The organism is Mesorhizobium sp. M7A.T.Ca.US.000.02.2.1 (genome assembly GCF_003996995.1).
In the GTDB taxonomy this organism is placed as follows: Bacteria; Pseudomonadota; Alphaproteobacteria; order Rhizobiales; family Rhizobiaceae; genus Mesorhizobium.
Window position 1 is genome coordinate 1 of the sequence record NZ_RZTT01000850.1, and the last position, 737, is coordinate 737.

Below are 737 nucleotides of genomic sequence, written 5' to 3' on the forward strand. Positions count from 1 at the left end.
ATATAAGGGACGGAGGATCGTTGCCGTCAGCGTCAACGGCCAGAAGTACAACACGCCGCTCACCCATGAAGACGCACCGTGCCGTCCTCTGTCGAATGATCCGCGCGATTTCGGGTATGCAGTCCGCTACTACCTGGAAGACGGCTCGGACGTTTGGCCCTGACCACCGATCGCGTGGTGTCTCTACGAGGCGGCTTCGGCCGCCTTTTTCATGCACAGCATTGACAGCCCTGTTACACTGTATTGCACATTACATTTTCCAACCTAATGCAACCGACTCCGACCGCCTACGCCGAGCTGCAGCAGGCCTACGACCACTTCAACGCGGTGCTGTTTCGTGGCCAGCTGCCCGACTGCCTCATCACCCTGCAGCGCGAGAAACGCACTTTCGGCTACTTCTCCAGTACCAGGTTCGTGAACCGGGATGGGCTGCAGACCGACGAAATCGCGATGAACCCCAGCTACTTCGGCGTTCGGCCTGTGCGCGTGACGCTATCGACCCTAGTGCACGAAATGGTCCACGGCTGGCAGTTCCATTTCGGTAAGCCTTCGCGGGCTGGCTATCACAACATGGAGTGGGCCGAGAAAATGGAGCGGGTGGGGCTGATGCCAAGCAACACCGGCCAGCCAGGCGGCAAGCGCGTGGGCCAGCAAATGACCCACTACATCATCGAGGGCGGTCCCTACGATCGCGCCTGCGCGGATCTTCTGACTACCGAGTTCACGCTGTCCTGGCT

1 protein-coding gene is annotated in these 737 nt (G+C 59.8%); it reads left to right on the forward strand.

Features of this window, described 5'->3' with window-relative positions; all coding sequences use genetic code 11:
- Positions 1-243: 243 nt before the first annotated feature.
- The coding region (locus EOD15_RS35070; RefSeq protein WP_245463876.1) for a SprT-like domain-containing protein at positions 244-737 on the forward strand (494 nt) is incomplete at its 3' end.